Source organism: Flavobacterium pectinovorum (assembly GCF_006438875.1).
Taxonomy (GTDB): domain Bacteria; phylum Bacteroidota; class Bacteroidia; order Flavobacteriales; family Flavobacteriaceae; genus Flavobacterium; species Flavobacterium pectinovorum_A.
Genome location: NZ_RCZH01000031.1, coordinates 23,329 through 39,288, shown reverse-complemented (window position 1 = coordinate 39,288; position 15,960 = coordinate 23,329). Strand labels below are relative to the sequence as shown.

The 15,960-nt window shown below is 31.4% G+C and carries 12 protein-coding genes; all 12 read left to right on the top strand.

Features of this window, described 5'->3' with window-relative positions:
- Positions 1-601 precede the first annotated feature (601 nt).
- A complete protein-coding gene (locus EAH81_RS26795; RefSeq protein WP_140512046.1) occupies positions 602-2,275 on the top strand; it encodes a T9SS type A sorting domain-containing protein in 1,674 nt (557 codons plus the stop codon).
- A 166-nt stretch (positions 2,276-2,441) separates the two neighbouring features.
- Positions 2,442-5,975, top strand: coding sequence for a DUF5977 domain-containing protein (locus EAH81_RS26790; RefSeq protein ID WP_140512045.1), 3,534 nt, complete (start codon positions 2,442-2,444; stop codon positions 5,973-5,975).
- 32 nt (positions 5,976-6,007) lie between these two features.
- The gene (locus EAH81_RS26785; RefSeq protein ID WP_140512044.1) at positions 6,008-9,382 is read left to right on the top strand and encodes a DUF6443 domain-containing protein; all 3,375 of its coding nucleotides are present in this window, start codon (positions 6,008-6,010) and stop codon (positions 9,380-9,382) included.
- Positions 9,382-9,825: a hypothetical protein gene (locus EAH81_RS26780; protein WP_140512043.1), complete on the top strand. Its 444-nt coding sequence runs from the start codon at positions 9,382-9,384 to the stop codon at positions 9,823-9,825. The genes EAH81_RS26785 and EAH81_RS26780 overlap by 1 nt, the downstream gene beginning before the upstream one ends.
- 199 nt (positions 9,826-10,024) lie before the next feature.
- Positions 10,025-10,462: a DUF4265 domain-containing protein gene (locus tag EAH81_RS26775; RefSeq protein WP_140512042.1), complete on the top strand. Its 438-nt coding sequence runs from the start codon at positions 10,025-10,027 to the stop codon at positions 10,460-10,462.
- A 6-nt stretch (positions 10,463-10,468) separates the two neighbouring features.
- Positions 10,469-10,708: a hypothetical protein gene (locus EAH81_RS26770; protein WP_140512041.1), complete on the top strand. Its 240-nt coding sequence runs from the start codon at positions 10,469-10,471 to the stop codon at positions 10,706-10,708.
- Between the two features lie 318 nt (positions 10,709-11,026).
- Entirely contained in the window at positions 11,027-11,764 is a 738-nt protein-coding gene (locus EAH81_RS26765) for a hypothetical protein (RefSeq protein WP_140512040.1), read from the top strand.
- A 243-nt stretch (positions 11,765-12,007) separates the two neighbouring features.
- A complete protein-coding gene (locus tag EAH81_RS26760; protein WP_140512039.1) occupies positions 12,008-12,889 on the top strand; it encodes a leucine-rich repeat domain-containing protein in 882 nt (293 codons plus the stop codon).
- A gap of 647 nt (positions 12,890-13,536) precedes the next feature.
- Positions 13,537-14,463: a phage major capsid protein gene (locus EAH81_RS26755; protein WP_140512038.1), complete on the top strand. Its 927-nt coding sequence runs from the start codon at positions 13,537-13,539 to the stop codon at positions 14,461-14,463.
- Positions 14,464-14,623: 160 nt separating this feature from the next.
- Complete coding sequence (locus EAH81_RS26750; RefSeq protein ID WP_140512037.1) at positions 14,624-15,028, top strand: hypothetical protein; 405 nt, start codon at positions 14,624-14,626, stop codon at positions 15,026-15,028.
- A gap of 187 nt (positions 15,029-15,215) precedes the next feature.
- The gene (locus EAH81_RS26745; RefSeq protein WP_140512036.1) at positions 15,216-15,707 is read left to right on the top strand and encodes a hypothetical protein; all 492 of its coding nucleotides are present in this window, start codon (positions 15,216-15,218) and stop codon (positions 15,705-15,707) included.
- Positions 15,697-15,849, top strand: a complete 153-nt coding sequence (locus EAH81_RS27575; RefSeq protein WP_161595864.1) for a hypothetical protein — start codon at positions 15,697-15,699, stop codon at positions 15,847-15,849. The genes EAH81_RS26745 and EAH81_RS27575 overlap by 11 nt, the downstream gene beginning before the upstream one ends.
- Positions 15,850-15,960 lie beyond the last annotated feature (111 nt).

The window sequence follows — 15,960 nt, the reverse complement described above, 5'->3', positions numbered from 1 at the left end:
CATATAACCAAAGTACCAAATGTTAGCTTCTCCTTGTGCAAAAGAATTAAATGAGAGGAATAATAATACAATAAGAAGTATTTTTTTTGTCATATTTTTAGTTAAAATGGAATGATCGACTGCTATATTAAAGGAATGAAATTCAGCAAAATCAACACTTTCCTTTGGATAATTTTAAAAATTTTTGCTTAGTTCAAAGAAAAGGAAAATGTTTCTGATTTTATTCCTTTTTTTATGTTGCTGTAAAATATAAATTTTATAAAAATTTACTTACTTTTTATGAATGATTCTCTGAATTAGTAAAAGTAATTAAGTCCAATGATTATTTTGTTTTGGACCTTGATAAGAAAAACAAAAAAGCTTTAGATTTCTTTGAAGGTTTGTCTTAGCGATTCTGATAAGACATTTTTTGAACGATTTTTATGATTGATTAAAAAAATAAATAAAATTGATAACTTTTAGGAAACCTCCAAAGCGCATTTTTGCACGCTTTTTTCCAGTTATTAAGAAAAGTTTTTTCAGAATGTGGAAACCCGTAAAGTTTTAAGGAATTGATCATTTAGATTTGCGCGCAAGATAAATTCCAGAACGAAAATTGTGTATGAAAAAACTTTACTTACTACTACCACTTTTATTGCCATTACTTACTTATTCTCAGGATATTCTTTGGGAAAAATCATATGGAGGGCAACACGCTGATTATTTGTTTGATGCCCAACCTACAGCCGACTACGGTTTTATTTTGGCAGGAAGCTCTGCATCAAATAAAACAGGAAATAAATCAGACGATAATCATGGAGATCTTGATTATTGGGTATGGAAAATGACTGAAAAAGGAGAGCTTGACTGGCAGAAAAGTTTTGGAGGAAGTGGATTTGACTTACTTCAAAGCATCAAAAACACAAATGATGGAGGGTTTATTCTGGCAGGAACCTCAAGTTCAGGAGCAGGTTTTCAAAAAGAGGAAGACTGCAAAGGGCTTACAGATTTTTGGGTTATAAAATTAAATGCCTCAGGCGACGAACAATGGCAAAGAACCATTGGAGGCAATAGTTCAGATGAGTTGTTATGCGCTTTTCAGACCAGAGACGGAGGTTATATACTAGGAGGCTCTTCAAGTTCTAGTCCATTGTCTATTTCTGATACAAAACCTGATGCAAAATCAATAACAACTACCAAAGCAGATTTGTATAGTAAATCCGAAAAAAGTAGGGGAAACATGGATTACTGGGTTGTAAAACTGGATAAACAAGGTGTTATACAGTGGCAAAAAACATATGGAGGTCAATATGCAGACTTACTCAAAAGTATGGAGCAAACCACGGACAATGGTTTTATTCTGGCAGGATATTCAAATTCTTCTCAATCTGGAGAAAAAACAGATAGTAATAAAGGAATTGGCGATGTGTGGGTGATAAAAATAAATGATGTTGGTGAGATATTATGGCAAAATTCCTATGGAGCCGAAGGTGATGATCAGGTTTCTGTGATTCATCAGACAACTGATGGAGGATATATTATCGGAGCTATTTCTAATAGCAAAAATCCACTTACTTCATTAGGAGGAATTGTTGGAAACGGTACTGATTATTGGGTTTTAAAAATAGATGAAGAAGGAGGAGTCGTGTGGAGTAAAACTTATGATTTTGGAAAAACAGATATTTTGACTTCTTTGGTAGAAAACAAAGAGGATCATACGTATCTGATTGGCGGATATGCTCAAAGCGAAATCAGGGCTCCAAGAGAGGGAATTGTTGGAAAATTAACCAATAAGGTAGTCAAGGAAAAAGACGGGATTAATGATTATATCGCCTTAAAGATTGATGAAAAAGGGGAGGAATTGTGGRAGAAAACTGTTGGAAGTGCAGGTGAAGATATTCTTAGGGAATTAATTGAGACCCGTGATGGAGGATATTTAATGGCGGGAACCTCTAACTCAGGCGCTTCAAAAGATAAAAATTCAAATATTGGCAGTAGTGATTTTTGGGTTGTGAAATTAAAAGACAAAACAAAAATCGAAAAAGTTAAAGCAAGTATAGAAGCTATTCCCAATCCGGTATCGACTTATACCAATGTCATTATTGGTTACGATTTTACCTCAGGGACAGCTAGTGTAGTTGATATGACCGGTAGAATACTACAAAACTTTAGTATATCAAGCAGAACAGTGCCAGTTGATTTAAGTGCATATGCAGAAGGGATTTACATTATAAAAATAAAAACAGATGTAAAAACCGAATCTGTAAAGGTGATAAAAAGGATAACAAGTAAATAAAGATATAATAACTGCTTTTTTTATAATGTAATAGATATAAGTTTTTATAAAAAATGAAAGCAATTAGCTACTCCAATTTTAAATAAATTATAATTTAATGATGATCAATATAAATACAAAAATCTTATTTTTAGTAAGGATAAAAATCTTTCTTTTTTTTCTTTTAATGCCATTAGGATTACTRGGGCAGGAGATGAAAGGACGTGTAAATGGAGGTAATACATATTACCAACTTAACGCAAAAACACCCGGTGTAACAGATTTTGTAAAATAYGGYAATACAGCCGCTCAATTATACACKGGTGCTGTTGATTTGCAAATTCCTTTAGTTTCTGTTTCTCAAAAAAATCAAAATCCTATTAATGTTAGTATTGGGTATAATTCTTCTGGATTTCTTCCTGCTAAAAGATCTGGTTTAGTGGGGTTGAATTGGTTTTTAAATGTGGGCGGTGTTATAACCAGAGAGGTTAGAGATACTCCGGACGATAATTATGGTACACCAATGGATTCTTTTACTCTTTATGGTTCGAATGGCTTTATTGTGGGAACAAAAAAAAACACCTATCCAATAGATGATGTTTATAATTTTGAAGCTTCAACAGGTTATATCGTAGATAATACGTCTGCTTGGTTTTTAGGAGCTCAAAACACTCAGGATGCTTATGAGCCGGCTCCTGATATTTTTAGTTTTAATTTTAATGGAATATCTGGCAAATTTTTTATGGGTAACGATGGACAAGTAAAAGTTGTGACCAATGCSCCTAATTCTTTAAAAGTTGATTTAACAAAATTTGCGATGCAAGAATTTATAAATACATGTTATCCAAAAGAATCAGAAATTAAAATAACGGACAATCTAGGGAATCAATATTTTTTTGGCGGAACATTAAATAATCTGGAATATACAATTTTTTTAGGAAGCCAGTATACTGGCAAAATTAATGGTAGTCCAAGGCCTGTCATAACTTCATGGTTTTTAACAAAAATAATTTATGCAGACAATAATTCCGAGATAAATTTTACTTATCGTAAGGACACATTGATAGGGAATTACTGTATTGGAGCCAGTTTAGCCGCTCTACAAGATAATAAATCCTTTATAGCTTTAAATGGCTATACTAATGAAAGCAGAGTGTTTTCTTTTAATCAAATGTGCTGTGTAGGTGCATTTGAACAGTCGTCAGGAGTTGGTCCTATAAATTCATTCGAATTACAGAAGAAAGCTATTCTTGAGAAGATTGAAGGGGATGATTTTATTATTAATTTTAATTATRGTGAGCAAGACTATTTGTTTAATAAAAATCTTTTATCAAATTTTGAATTCAAAGATATAAAATTAAATAATATAAATCTTACGGATAAAAAMAATAATATTATTAATAATATTGACTTTGTTTACCAATATCTGGGCGGAACAAATAATAGAATGTTYCTKAGTACAGTAACWGAATTAGGAAAAAMRCCYTAYAGTTTTGAATATGATATAACAGATAATCTTCCTGATCCCAACACAAAGGGAATTGATTATTGGGGATTTTGGAATGGTCTGGATGGACAAAATGGGCAATATACTTTTATACCTAATATGACCTATAATGCAAACGGAGATTTTACTTAYACTACCAATGTCAGAGAACCGGTATTTAGTAAAGCAAAACAAGGTTTATTGAGTAAGGTGACTTATCCTACGGGAGGAAACACAAAATTTGAGTATCAACCTCATGTATACAGCAAGCGACTTGAAAGAACCAGTTCTAACGATTTTAATCCTGCATTAATAACGGTCAATGGTACTGCCGGAGGAGCAAGAATATGGAAAATTACAGACTTTGACGGRGTAAATARYAGTAATATAAGAGAATTTAAATATATAAAAAATTATTCTCCTGCAACTCCKRCAAACACTTTGTCAAGTGGTATATTGTTGCAATGGCCAAGATATGGCACCTATTATAAGATTGACAATGGAAAAGGTCTTATAAGTGAACAAGCTCTTGTTTCATCAACCTCGTTTGGTAAGGCGATTACAGAGAACACAATGATAAGTTATGSTGAAGTTGCAGAAGTAACCAGTACAAATGGATATRYWTTGAGTAAGTTTAAAGATTATGAATCGACACCTGATATAAGCAATAATAATACTAAGGCTACAGGAAAATATGACCCTGCTTTTGTTACACCAGCAAGATTATATGAAAATTTTGTGGGTATATTTTTYGATGACAGAAGTATTGAAAGAGGCAAAATAATTTCTAAAAAAATATTCGATAATTCAAATAACTTACTTAGCGAAGAACTTTTTTCCTATAATGATGATGTAAACCGTTTTAATAGCTATAGCGTAAGTATTCATGGAACGGGATTATTGCTTCAGGCAAATAAAATTTATTTTTATAATGATTACCTGAGTCAAAAAGTAACTAAAACGTACGTCAATACTAGCTCATTAAGTACTACTGAAAATAACGTTTACAATTCAGTGACTAATAATTTAATATCCAAAACATTATTGAATAGCACAGGAGAAACGTTAGAGACAAAGTATTTTTACCCTACAGATTCTCAAATGGCGAGTGAACCTAATATTAATATTTTTGCTAATAAAAATATTACAGGTATTCCATTAAAAACGCAAGAATTTAGAGGATCAGAAAAAATGTCTGAGCAAAAAACACAATATGGATATGATACTTCTACAAGTAATTTATTAGCCAGAAAGTATATTTATGCAAATAAAGGGGTAAATGGTGTTGCTTTAGCAGATAAAAAAATCACTTTCGACAAGTATGATGATAAAGGGAATGTATTACAATATACTCCTGAAGAAGGAGTTCCTGTGTCTATAATTTGGGGATATAATAAAACACAACCTATAGCTAAAATTGAAAATATGCTGTATTCTTCTATTCCGGCAACGACTATCACAAATTTACAGACACTGTCAAATGCTGATAATGATAACTGCCTATCGTCAGATTGTGGAGAACAACAACTTAGAGATGCATTAAAAATTTTTAGAAACTCACTTTCAGCAACTGCTTTTTTAACCACATATACTTATAATCCTTTAATAGGTATTACAAGTGTAACAGATGCTAAAGGAATAGCTACCTATTATGAATATGATGCTTCTAATCGACTAAAATTTGTCAAAGATAAAGATTTGTATGTACTTCAAAAATATTGTTACAATTATAAAGGACAGCAAGTTGACTGTTCAAATAATACATCGACAAGTATAATTTTGTATAAAAGCATAGCAAGAAGTGGTCCTTTTACGAGAAGCAATTGTACTGGGGGAGTAACTGGGTCAACCGTTACTTATAGCCAGGCTGCTGGGGCTGTAACATCGGTTATATCTCAAGCAGATGCAGATGCTCATGGGCAGGATAAATTTAATACTGATGGACTGGCTTACGCCAATGCTACCGGAGTTTGCCCACAGACATTAGTTTACACCTATGATTATACTTTTTCTGCTGCATCAAATAGTATGACTATAAGAGTGTATTGTTCAGTAGCAAGCCATCCTGATGCTACTTTTAATTTTGTAATTAACTATGAAAGCAAAGCTAATAAACCTTTGACATTAAGAAAAAGCATTGTTTTGGCAGCTGGTCAGGTTTCAGGTTTTGAGACATTTACATTAAGCGCGGCCGAAGGCAGTGAAAGTGTAGATCTTTCCGGACCTGTTCAGTAACTGCAATAATTAAAAATATAAAAGAGAACTTAATGAAAAAATATATATCAATTATAGTTTTGTTGTTACTTGCAATTCCGGGTATCAATGCTCAGACTTTCAGCGACGATAATTTTATTTACAAAGCTGCTCCCAAGAAGAAAGTGCAGTCGTTTAATTTCAGTACGCTGACAAAAGATGATATCACTCAAAGTGTGACTTATTTTGATGGACTCGGCCGCCCGGTTCAAACCACGGCAATAAATCAGGGAGACACCAATGGAGGGACTACTGATATAGATATTATTACGCCAATTGAATATGATAGTTTTGGCAGACAAGTAAAAGAGTATCTGCCATATCCCTCAACTAATAGTACGACAAGTTATGCAAGAATTGCAATGGCTTCATCATTAACTACATTAAGTGGAGTTTACAATACCACTAAATACGAAAACACAACAAATCCATATTCTGAAAAGAGATTTGAAGCCTCTCCGCTAAATCGTGTATTAGAACAAGCGGCACCGGGAAATGATTGGGCGCTGGCCAATACTAAAAAAAATACTATAAAACAGGATTACAAGATTAACACTACCGCCGACGCAGTAAGATTATATAAAGCTACTACAAGTTGGAACGCAACTAACCTTTCGTATGATATTACTTTTTCAGACGTGGGGACGACTTATGCTCAATATGAATTGTACAAAATGGTAACTTTTGATGAGAATTCCGGTGTTAGCCCAACTGAAAAATCAGGTTCAACCGTAGAATTTAAAAATAAAGAAGGACAGGTAGTTCTTAAAAGAACCTATGATGCAACAGTTAACCATGATACTTATTATGTTTATGATATGTATGGAAACCTAACCTATGTGATTCCTCCATTGGCTGGCGGTACTATTAGTGCTAATGTTTTAAATGGATTGTGTTACCAATATAAATACGATGATCGAAACCGATTGGTCGCCAAAAAACTACCCGGTAAGCAATGGGAGTTTATTGTTTATGACAAATTAGACAGACCCGTGGCAACCGGACCCGCTTTTTCACCTTGGGGAGACGGGACCATTGGTATGCTGATTACTGAGTACGATGTTTTTGGAAGAATAACACAAACCGGTTGGAAAACTCTAAGTGTTTCGGAGTCTACTCGTAGCACATGGCAAGGAAATATTAATGGAGGTACTAATCCTTTTGGTTTGGTAACTAATGATATACTTACTAAAAATTATTATGACAGCTATGGTTTTTCTGGAGCGCAAGTCTCGCCCTCGACTATAGAATCACAAACGGTTCTGACAAATGTAAAAACCTTGCCTACTGGAAGCTGGATAAGAACYYTAACAATACCAACAGCTACGTTAGGTGACACCAATACCATATTTTATGATGAATATGCAAGACCCATACAAACCTATAGTTTGAATTATTTGGGAGGTTCTACCATCACTAGTACTAATCTTGATTTTACAGGAAAAACAATTTATACCGTTACAAAACATAAACGTACTTCAGGAATTGCAGATACGACGATAAGAGAAGAATTTACCTATACCCCTCAGGACCGTTTACAGACCCATACCCATAAAATAGCAACTTTAGCTGCAACAGAACTTATGGCAGGCAATAAGTACGACAATTTAGGGCAATTGACAAGTAAAACAGTGGGGGGTAATGATGTAACCGGAGCCGTAGGATTACAAAAAATAGATTATAATTACAATATTAGAGGCTGGCTCACAGAGATTAATAAAACAGCCAATTTGCAACAAGGGTCAGATCCAAGAGATTTATTTGCTTTTAAAATCAATTATAATAAAGTAGAAGGAGATGCGAATTTCGCAAAGGCGCTTTATAATGGAAACATTGCTGAAACTTTTTGGAGTTCAGGTCTTGACGCACCAAATATCAGTCGGGGTTATGGATATCAGTATGATAAATTGAACCGTTTGACAAATGCTTCTTACCAAGCTCCGTTATTAGCGGATAACCAAAATTATTTTGGTGAGAGTATGGATTATGATAAGAACGGAAATATTATCAAGTTACAGCGTAAGTATAGAACTGGTACATCGCTTAGTCCTTATGTTGGAGATTTGGATAATTTAGGGTATTTCTACAAGACAGACTCTAATCAGCTCATGAAAGTAACTGATGCTACCAATATAACTGCAGGATTTATGGATGATAGCAATGGTACTAATGATACTGCTGATGACTACAATTATGACTTAAACGGAAACTTGATAAAAGATGACAATAAAGGTATTACAGCTATTAGTTATAATCATCTTAATTTACCTCGGAAAATTACGTTTGGAACAAAAGGCAACATTGAGTATATTTACAACGCAGCAGGGCAAAAATTACAAAAAATTGTAATTGAAACTGGTAAACCTACAGTAACTACAGATTATTTAGGAGGATTTCAGTACAAAGGCACTATTTTAGAGTTTTTTCCAACTGCAGAGGGGTATGTTAAAAATACAAGTGGGAATCTTTCGTATGTATTTCAATACAAGGATCATTTAGGAAATGTGCGAGCAAATTATACTAAAAATAGTAGTAATGTTCTTGAAATTATTGACGAAAATAATTATTATCCTTTTGGTTTAGAACATGTTATTAGCTACATTAGTTTGCCACCAAGCAATAATAAATATAAGTTCCAAGGACAAGAGCGCCAAGACGAGCTGGGACTAGGCTGGGACAGTTTTAAGTGGAGAAACTATGATCCTGCAATTGGTAGGTTTATGAGTGTAGATCCTTTAACAGAAAAGTATCGAGATTGGGCACCTTATGTTTTTAGTGGAAATAGAGTTATTGATAGTCGTGAATTAGAAGGATTAGAACCGATTACTGCTACTCTAGCTTTAGAAGTAGAATTCGCACCAGAGACTTTAGCTGCCGAAACAGCAGGGGCTGATTTTACCGTTGCATTAGAAGGAATGACCGTGGAAGCTGTACCTCGAGTTAGTATGTGGGAAACAGTTGGGAATTTCTTTGGTGAACTTTGGGAGACTGTTGCAGGGGGGTCTGATGTAAAGACTGATTTGATTCCTAAGAATGCTATGGAAGGTGCTATAGATAAGGCTAAACCAAAAGCAGACGAAAAGGAAAAAGCAAACGATAAACCGTACGCTCCAGATGAGCCTTTAAGAAAACAGAAAAATGGTGAGCCAAAAGTAGATAGTGAAGCTGAAGGAAAGAAACACACTCAATTAGGAACAAAACAAGGAAGGAAAGGTAAGTATACGCAAGGAAGAGAATTTGATGAAAAGGGGAATCCTGTAAAAGATATAGATCATACAGATCATGGAAGACCAGACACTCATCCTGATAATCCTCATCAACATACGTGGGAACCAAGTAAAACAGGAGGAACACCTCAAAGGTCAAAATTACCAACAAAGATAGAATAATGATAAAGAAGATTAGGATTTCAGGAAAATCAGATGAAACTATTCTGACAATAAAACTAAAAGATATACTGGAATGTATTGGTAATCCATCAATTTATAAATGGAATTTACTGTGGATTGAAGCAATAGGGACATACCAGGAATCAATTTTGGACTTTGAAGCTAAGATTAATGACTCAAATGATGGTATTCAATTTGAATTCGAGGAATTGATTAAATTGTCTGATTCAACGGATCAAATTATAGAACTGACTTTGGTAGCAGATGTAGAAAATGAAAAGTTAATAAGGTACCACACGGATGAGAATATGTACAAAAATTGTAGATATGTAATAGAATTGATAGATTCTTCTTTTTGGGAGTTCACAAGTTCCGATTCTAAAGTTTTAGAAGTTATCAAACAAAAATTCGATGGTGTATCGGATGTAGAATATTTTGAATAGTATATAATATAGCTAAAAAAGGATGTGCAATTGCAAATCCTTTTTGCTTTTTAGTAATTTAAAGGAGCCACTTTTTATTTCCGGATTCATCATGAGAGTATAGTTTTTCCAATCAAAAATCATTTGATCAGAAAAAAATTTGGTGTAAAGTCACATATAATTGACAAGTGTTGTGTAGAGTATACTTAAAAAAAGGATAATGAAAGAAGAAATAAATGATAAGGTAATGTTTGATTACTATGATTTAGAAGGTAATTTAGATGTTGAGAGCGTTTGGGCAGCAAAAGAAGGAAATGGTTATAGAATTAAAAATATTCCTTTTTTTGCGCCAAATATTGCTTATGATGATATAATCAGTGTTGAAGATGACAATGGTGAATTGTTTTTTGATGATATTGTAGAAGAATCAGGCAATAGTACTCTACAAATCATAATCTACAATGAAAATGATATTGAAGAAACAATAAAGAAAATTGAAAGTTTCGATTGTGGCTGGGAAGGAAGTAATTTAAAAGGTTATATCTCTGTAAATGTTCCTAAAGAAATTAGTTATCTACCAGTTAAGAGTTTTTTAAGTAAGGAATTAGAAAATAAAAAGTTGGATTATAAAGAGGCTTGTATGGCGCACAAAATCTGAGAGGAAATGACTAGAAGTGAATTTTTAGAGATTATAAAAAATAACATAAACAAGAATGATTACCATCTTGCACTAGTGAATGGTGGTCAAAATCCAGAGTTTTCTTATTCTATAGGATTAACTGAAAAGTTAGGATATGAATTGATTATTGCAGGGGGATTTATTTCTATTAAGGATAACGAATCAATATTTAGATATGTCTATGAACAATTACAATCTGGATCAACTGTAGATTCAAAGTGGTAATGGATATGCTAACAAAACATGGAGACAAAGTTAACGGTGTTTTAACATAGCTATTCTACAGATGACAGAAACAAGGAAATCGAATTTTAATAATTGGAGCGATTTTTATGGTGTTTTGGATAATAATTAGAATTCTCAATTAAACCGCATATTCTGGCATCCGCTAACAGCCGTTTGGCGGGATTGGGGTTTTAGGCTGAATTTAAAGTTGATTTTGTAATTGGAAAATTTGTGTTTAACCGAAAAATCTCGCATCTTTAATCCCCACCTCGCCAAGCGCCAGAACGTTATAGACGATTTAACCAAAATGTTGACGACATGAGAAAACTAATATATTTAGCGTTAATTTCCCCACTTTTTAGTAATTGTACTCGAGAAGAAAACTATCTCGTAGCTCAAAATGTATCTCAGGATAAGTTCTTTGGAAGCAAGGAAACTTTATTATTAAAAAAAGATTCGTCTTTTAATTATTCCAGTGTTCCAAACAATAAAGAAATTGGAACAAATAGATCAATTACTGGAAAGTATAAAATACAAAATGACACTATAAATCTTATTAGTAAAGAGGTATCAACAAAACTAATTTTTATTGGAAATCAAATTCAATTATTATCATTTAATGCTAAAATGAAAGTATTGACTAATAACACATCTATAAAAAACAATTACCAATTTGATATTCCAGAAGATTTTACGGTCTTTAGTTATAATGATTCCTTTAAAAACTATTTTAATCATCCTGTTAAAGCCACAAAAATATCATCTAAGGACTTTTATAAACTCCAGTTGATAATTCAGAATCAAATAGATTTAAACAAAACTAAATTCAGAAAACATAAATTACAATCTGATTATTTTAAGCAATGTATTTTTGTAACTAATGCTAAAAATGAAAAAGAAGTTTGGATAAATGGAATATCTAAAAAAAGTAGTCATCAAGATACATGGGAAAGCTCTATTTTGGAAGTAAACGATGGTGGTGAATATTATTTTGCACTTGAAATGAATTTAGAAACTGGAGAAATATATTATTTTTCACCTCATGGTTTAGCATAAACCGCCTATGACAGATACTACAACGGATTTGGGCAATTGGCATAATGGGAAAATGGTTTTGTATTTGGGATGATTTGGCAAATCCGAATAATGGGCTTAATTTAGTCCCAAACCCGCTGGTAACATAGATGCTACAACAGATTTGGGCAATAGGCTTAACTGGAAGCTAGTTTTTTATTTGGGAGGATTTGGCAAATCTGAAAACATGGCTTAATAGTTCCAAAACCCGTTGGTATTAATTTTATGAAAAATCACATAACGATAATATTTTTATTTTTAATTATGCTTTCTTCTTGTAACAAAAATCAAGAAGAAAAAATAATGCCGTTAAGTGAATTACAGAATGAAAAAGTATATAAAAATTTAGATAGTTTACCAAGAAATCTAGAATTGGTTTATCGTGTTGATTTATCAGAAAACAATCTAAATGCAATACCCCAAACAATATTCAAACTACATAATCTTCAAGAATTAAATCTTTCTCTAAATTACTTAACAGAACTTAATCATTTAGAAAAATTACAAAACCTTCAAATTTTAAATATTGGGATGAATAATTTTAAAACATTCCCAAATGAAATCACTAAACTTAAAAACCTTAAAAAATTAGATATTTGGTGGAATGACATTAAAACTTTTCCAGAAGCATTTTATGAAAATAATGTAAACATCGAAGAACTTGACTTGACTAGTATGTTTGAATTTGATTTTTCAACCAACTTATCAAAGATTCATCGATTTAAAAATCTTAGACAACTAAATTTAGGTAATAATCAAATTAAAAATTTAAATATAGAATTTGATAAACTTTCTAATTTAGAGACATTTGGATATATTAGACAAGATAAAATTGATGCTAAAAGTATTATTTTAGAGCTTTCGAAATGTAAAAAACTTAAAACTATTCATTTTAGTGTTAACCATATGAAAGTACTTCCAAATGAAATTTCATTGCTTGATAATTTAGAAGAGTTAAATTTATACGAAAATGAATTAACTAATCTTCCTAATAATTTACTTAAAATGAGGCGACTAAAATCAATTACATTAGCTGATAATAAAATTGATAAAAAAATAATTTTGGATTTTGAGACCAAAATGCCAAAGACAACTTTTATATACTAACGAAAAAACTACTGTCAATAGCAATTACAACGGATTTGGCTCTCTACGTATTAACTGCGTTACCTGTCATTATTATAAAACACAACGAACGCCTTATTAGCTAAATCTGAAACGGTTAAAGACGGTGAAGCAAATTCATTTTCTACTGTCATATATGGAGATTATAGCAAATTTAAAGAATTAACTTATTTTACAACAATGAGGTTTGGTTCAAATGCTGATTCCCAGTCAGCAAAAATTATTGAATTATTTTACAATGAAAAAATAAATGAAACAGATTTTAAATAGTTATTTGTAATCAATATTTCAAAGAGTTTTTAATAAGCCACTTCTAATGAAGTGGCTTTATTTTGAATTATCATTTTAGGCGTGGTATCTTGTTTTTGTATATTGGGGCAATTATTTCCTCAAATGTCTCCTGAATTTGCGATATAGTAAAAACTATCTAATATGAGTTGGAATTTTTAGTTTTTCATTTTTTTAGTGCACTAGTTAGTGAGGCGAGTATGTTTTTTGTAGTAAAAATATTTATATATTAGCGAGAACTTAAAACTTGGTCAATTAAGTAATTCTAGCCTAACTTCTAAGCAAAACCATCTGAAGACGATATAGTAGTTTACATAATATTATATCTTAAAAAAAATAATATGAAATTAATAAGTGATATAATAAATGATCTAGTTGATAATGATAAATCTTTAAATAGTGCATTATTAAAAACAAAAGTTCTAGCTTCAAGAATTAAAAATAAAGATTTATCAGAATGGGTAAGCAAGGAAAGTAATGGTTATAATTCTGAAAAAGAACTTCCTTCTTATAGAAAAAATATAAGTTGCCATATAAAAGGAGATTATATTGTTGGAAATATGAAATATTCAAATCAAGCTGTTCCAATAGTTGGTATGGAAGAGACATTTAAATCATCTTTATCACAAACTAATTTTACTATTAGTATTCTAGCATTAGAATCTTTGACAAGTGATTCTAAATCTTCAACTTTAATGTATCCATTTCCAGCTGAAATTATTGGAATGATAGAAGAGAATTGGATTCAAATGGGAAATCCTTATTTGAGGTTGATAAATGCGAGAAAAATTATTCCAACAACTGCTGTTAAGGAAATACTTGTCCAAGTCAGAAATAAATTACTTGATTTTATGCTTGAAATAGATTCTGAGTATGGAAACTTAACCGAAATAAAAGATTTATCTGAAAAATCAAAAGAAATCTCTAAAATAATGAACCAAACAATCATAAACAATACTGGAGACGGCAATATTTTAAGCACTGGTACGAATGCTAAAATAAATGCTAAAATAAATATTAGTAAGGGTGGTTTAGATGAGTTGAAAAATCATTTAAACGAAATTGGAATATCAGAAATTGATGCAAATGAGTTAATTGAAATTATTGATGAAGATAAACCTAATTATGAAAATGGAACATTTGGAGATAAAACTAATAAATGGATTCAAAAAATGCTTGGAAAAACATTGGATGGAACTTGGCAAGTTGGCATTGGAACAGCTGGAACTTTGCTAGCTGAAGGTATAAAAGCATATTTGGGAATGTAAAATTATTAGCTTAATATTTAACATGATTTATGTTTTTTATAGAATTATCCTCGTAAATAGTATATATAAATATTAGTAATGCTAATTATATTAAAACGCTTAACTAGTTAAAACATTTATCGCCCATTTCTTAAATACTGGTATTAATATATAAACATAAATGGATAATAAATTTAAAAATGATGAGATTAGACAAACTGTAAAATGGCTAGAGGAAAAAATTTCGTTTATAGAAAATTGCCATAGTTTCATCTCCGAAATAGCTATTTTTAATGAAACTGTAATTAGATTTGGAAAAAAATATTATAGAGTTTATATTGAAATTAAGGCTGATTTACCGGAAGTAAAAGAAAGTGCTCAATTGAATAGAACAGAACAATTTATATTGTTTTACCCAACATTAAAAAAATACATTTACTTTCCGTCAAATGAAATAGATGAAGAGATTGTTATCCAATATTATCAATGGATATCTGAAAGTTGTAGGATTCGTCTAAAAGATGCTCCATTTAAATTAGTAATAAAAKAGTATTTTAAAGAAACAGACGATTATTTCTTAGTTTAATTTAATAATAAATTGGACTAGTTGCATTAATATTTGCTACTAAAATATCTCCTTTTTTTCTGTAATTAAACACAAATTTTTGTGCTTCATCACTGTTGGAATTCAATTGAGTAATTGGAATATCAATAGTTTTCGGTAAAAGATTGTTTTGCAGTAAACAAAGAATAATTAATTTATTAATTCAACCATGGAAAATAAAAATTCGGAAATATTAGCGCTAAAATCACGAGAATTACTTAATGATCAAATTAATTCAGTTGAAACAAATAACAGCAAAGCGGGGACTTTTATTTCGATTTCTGCATTATTTATTCCCTTATCATTTTCTCTCTTTGATAAATTTGAAGGATCAGTAATTTGGATAATTGTTTTCTTTATCCCAATCTTATTGAACTTGATTGGCCTGTTCTTTTTAATAAAAGCTCTACTGCCAAAAAAAATATCCCATGGAATAGACATGAACCAGTTTGATTCACTATTAGTAAAGACAGATGATCAATTATACCTCTTTGAAGTTGGTATAAACCGCGACTGCTTTACCGATAACAAGAAAATTCTGAATACACAAAATGATTATTTAAAAAAAGGACTAATTATAATTTATTCAAGTGCATTGTCATTAGCGTTAATATTCTTTATATATTTGATTTACACTAAATTTAGTTGCTATGAATTATGATGATCCAGCAGATAATGACAATAATTCTTCACAAGGAGGTTCAGAAGATTCTACTAGATATATACCTTCAACAGACTCTTCTCAAAGATCAATAATTGAAAAGGGAGGTAATTCAAGTGGCGAGCCTCTGGAAAAAAAATAATTTATTTAATAAAGATATTTTCTTCTTTTTTTGGAATTCCGATTAGTAATTGCTTAGTTTCCAAACAAAAGGAAACTAACTTATAAGCTTTGAAATTATTTTTGATGTTGA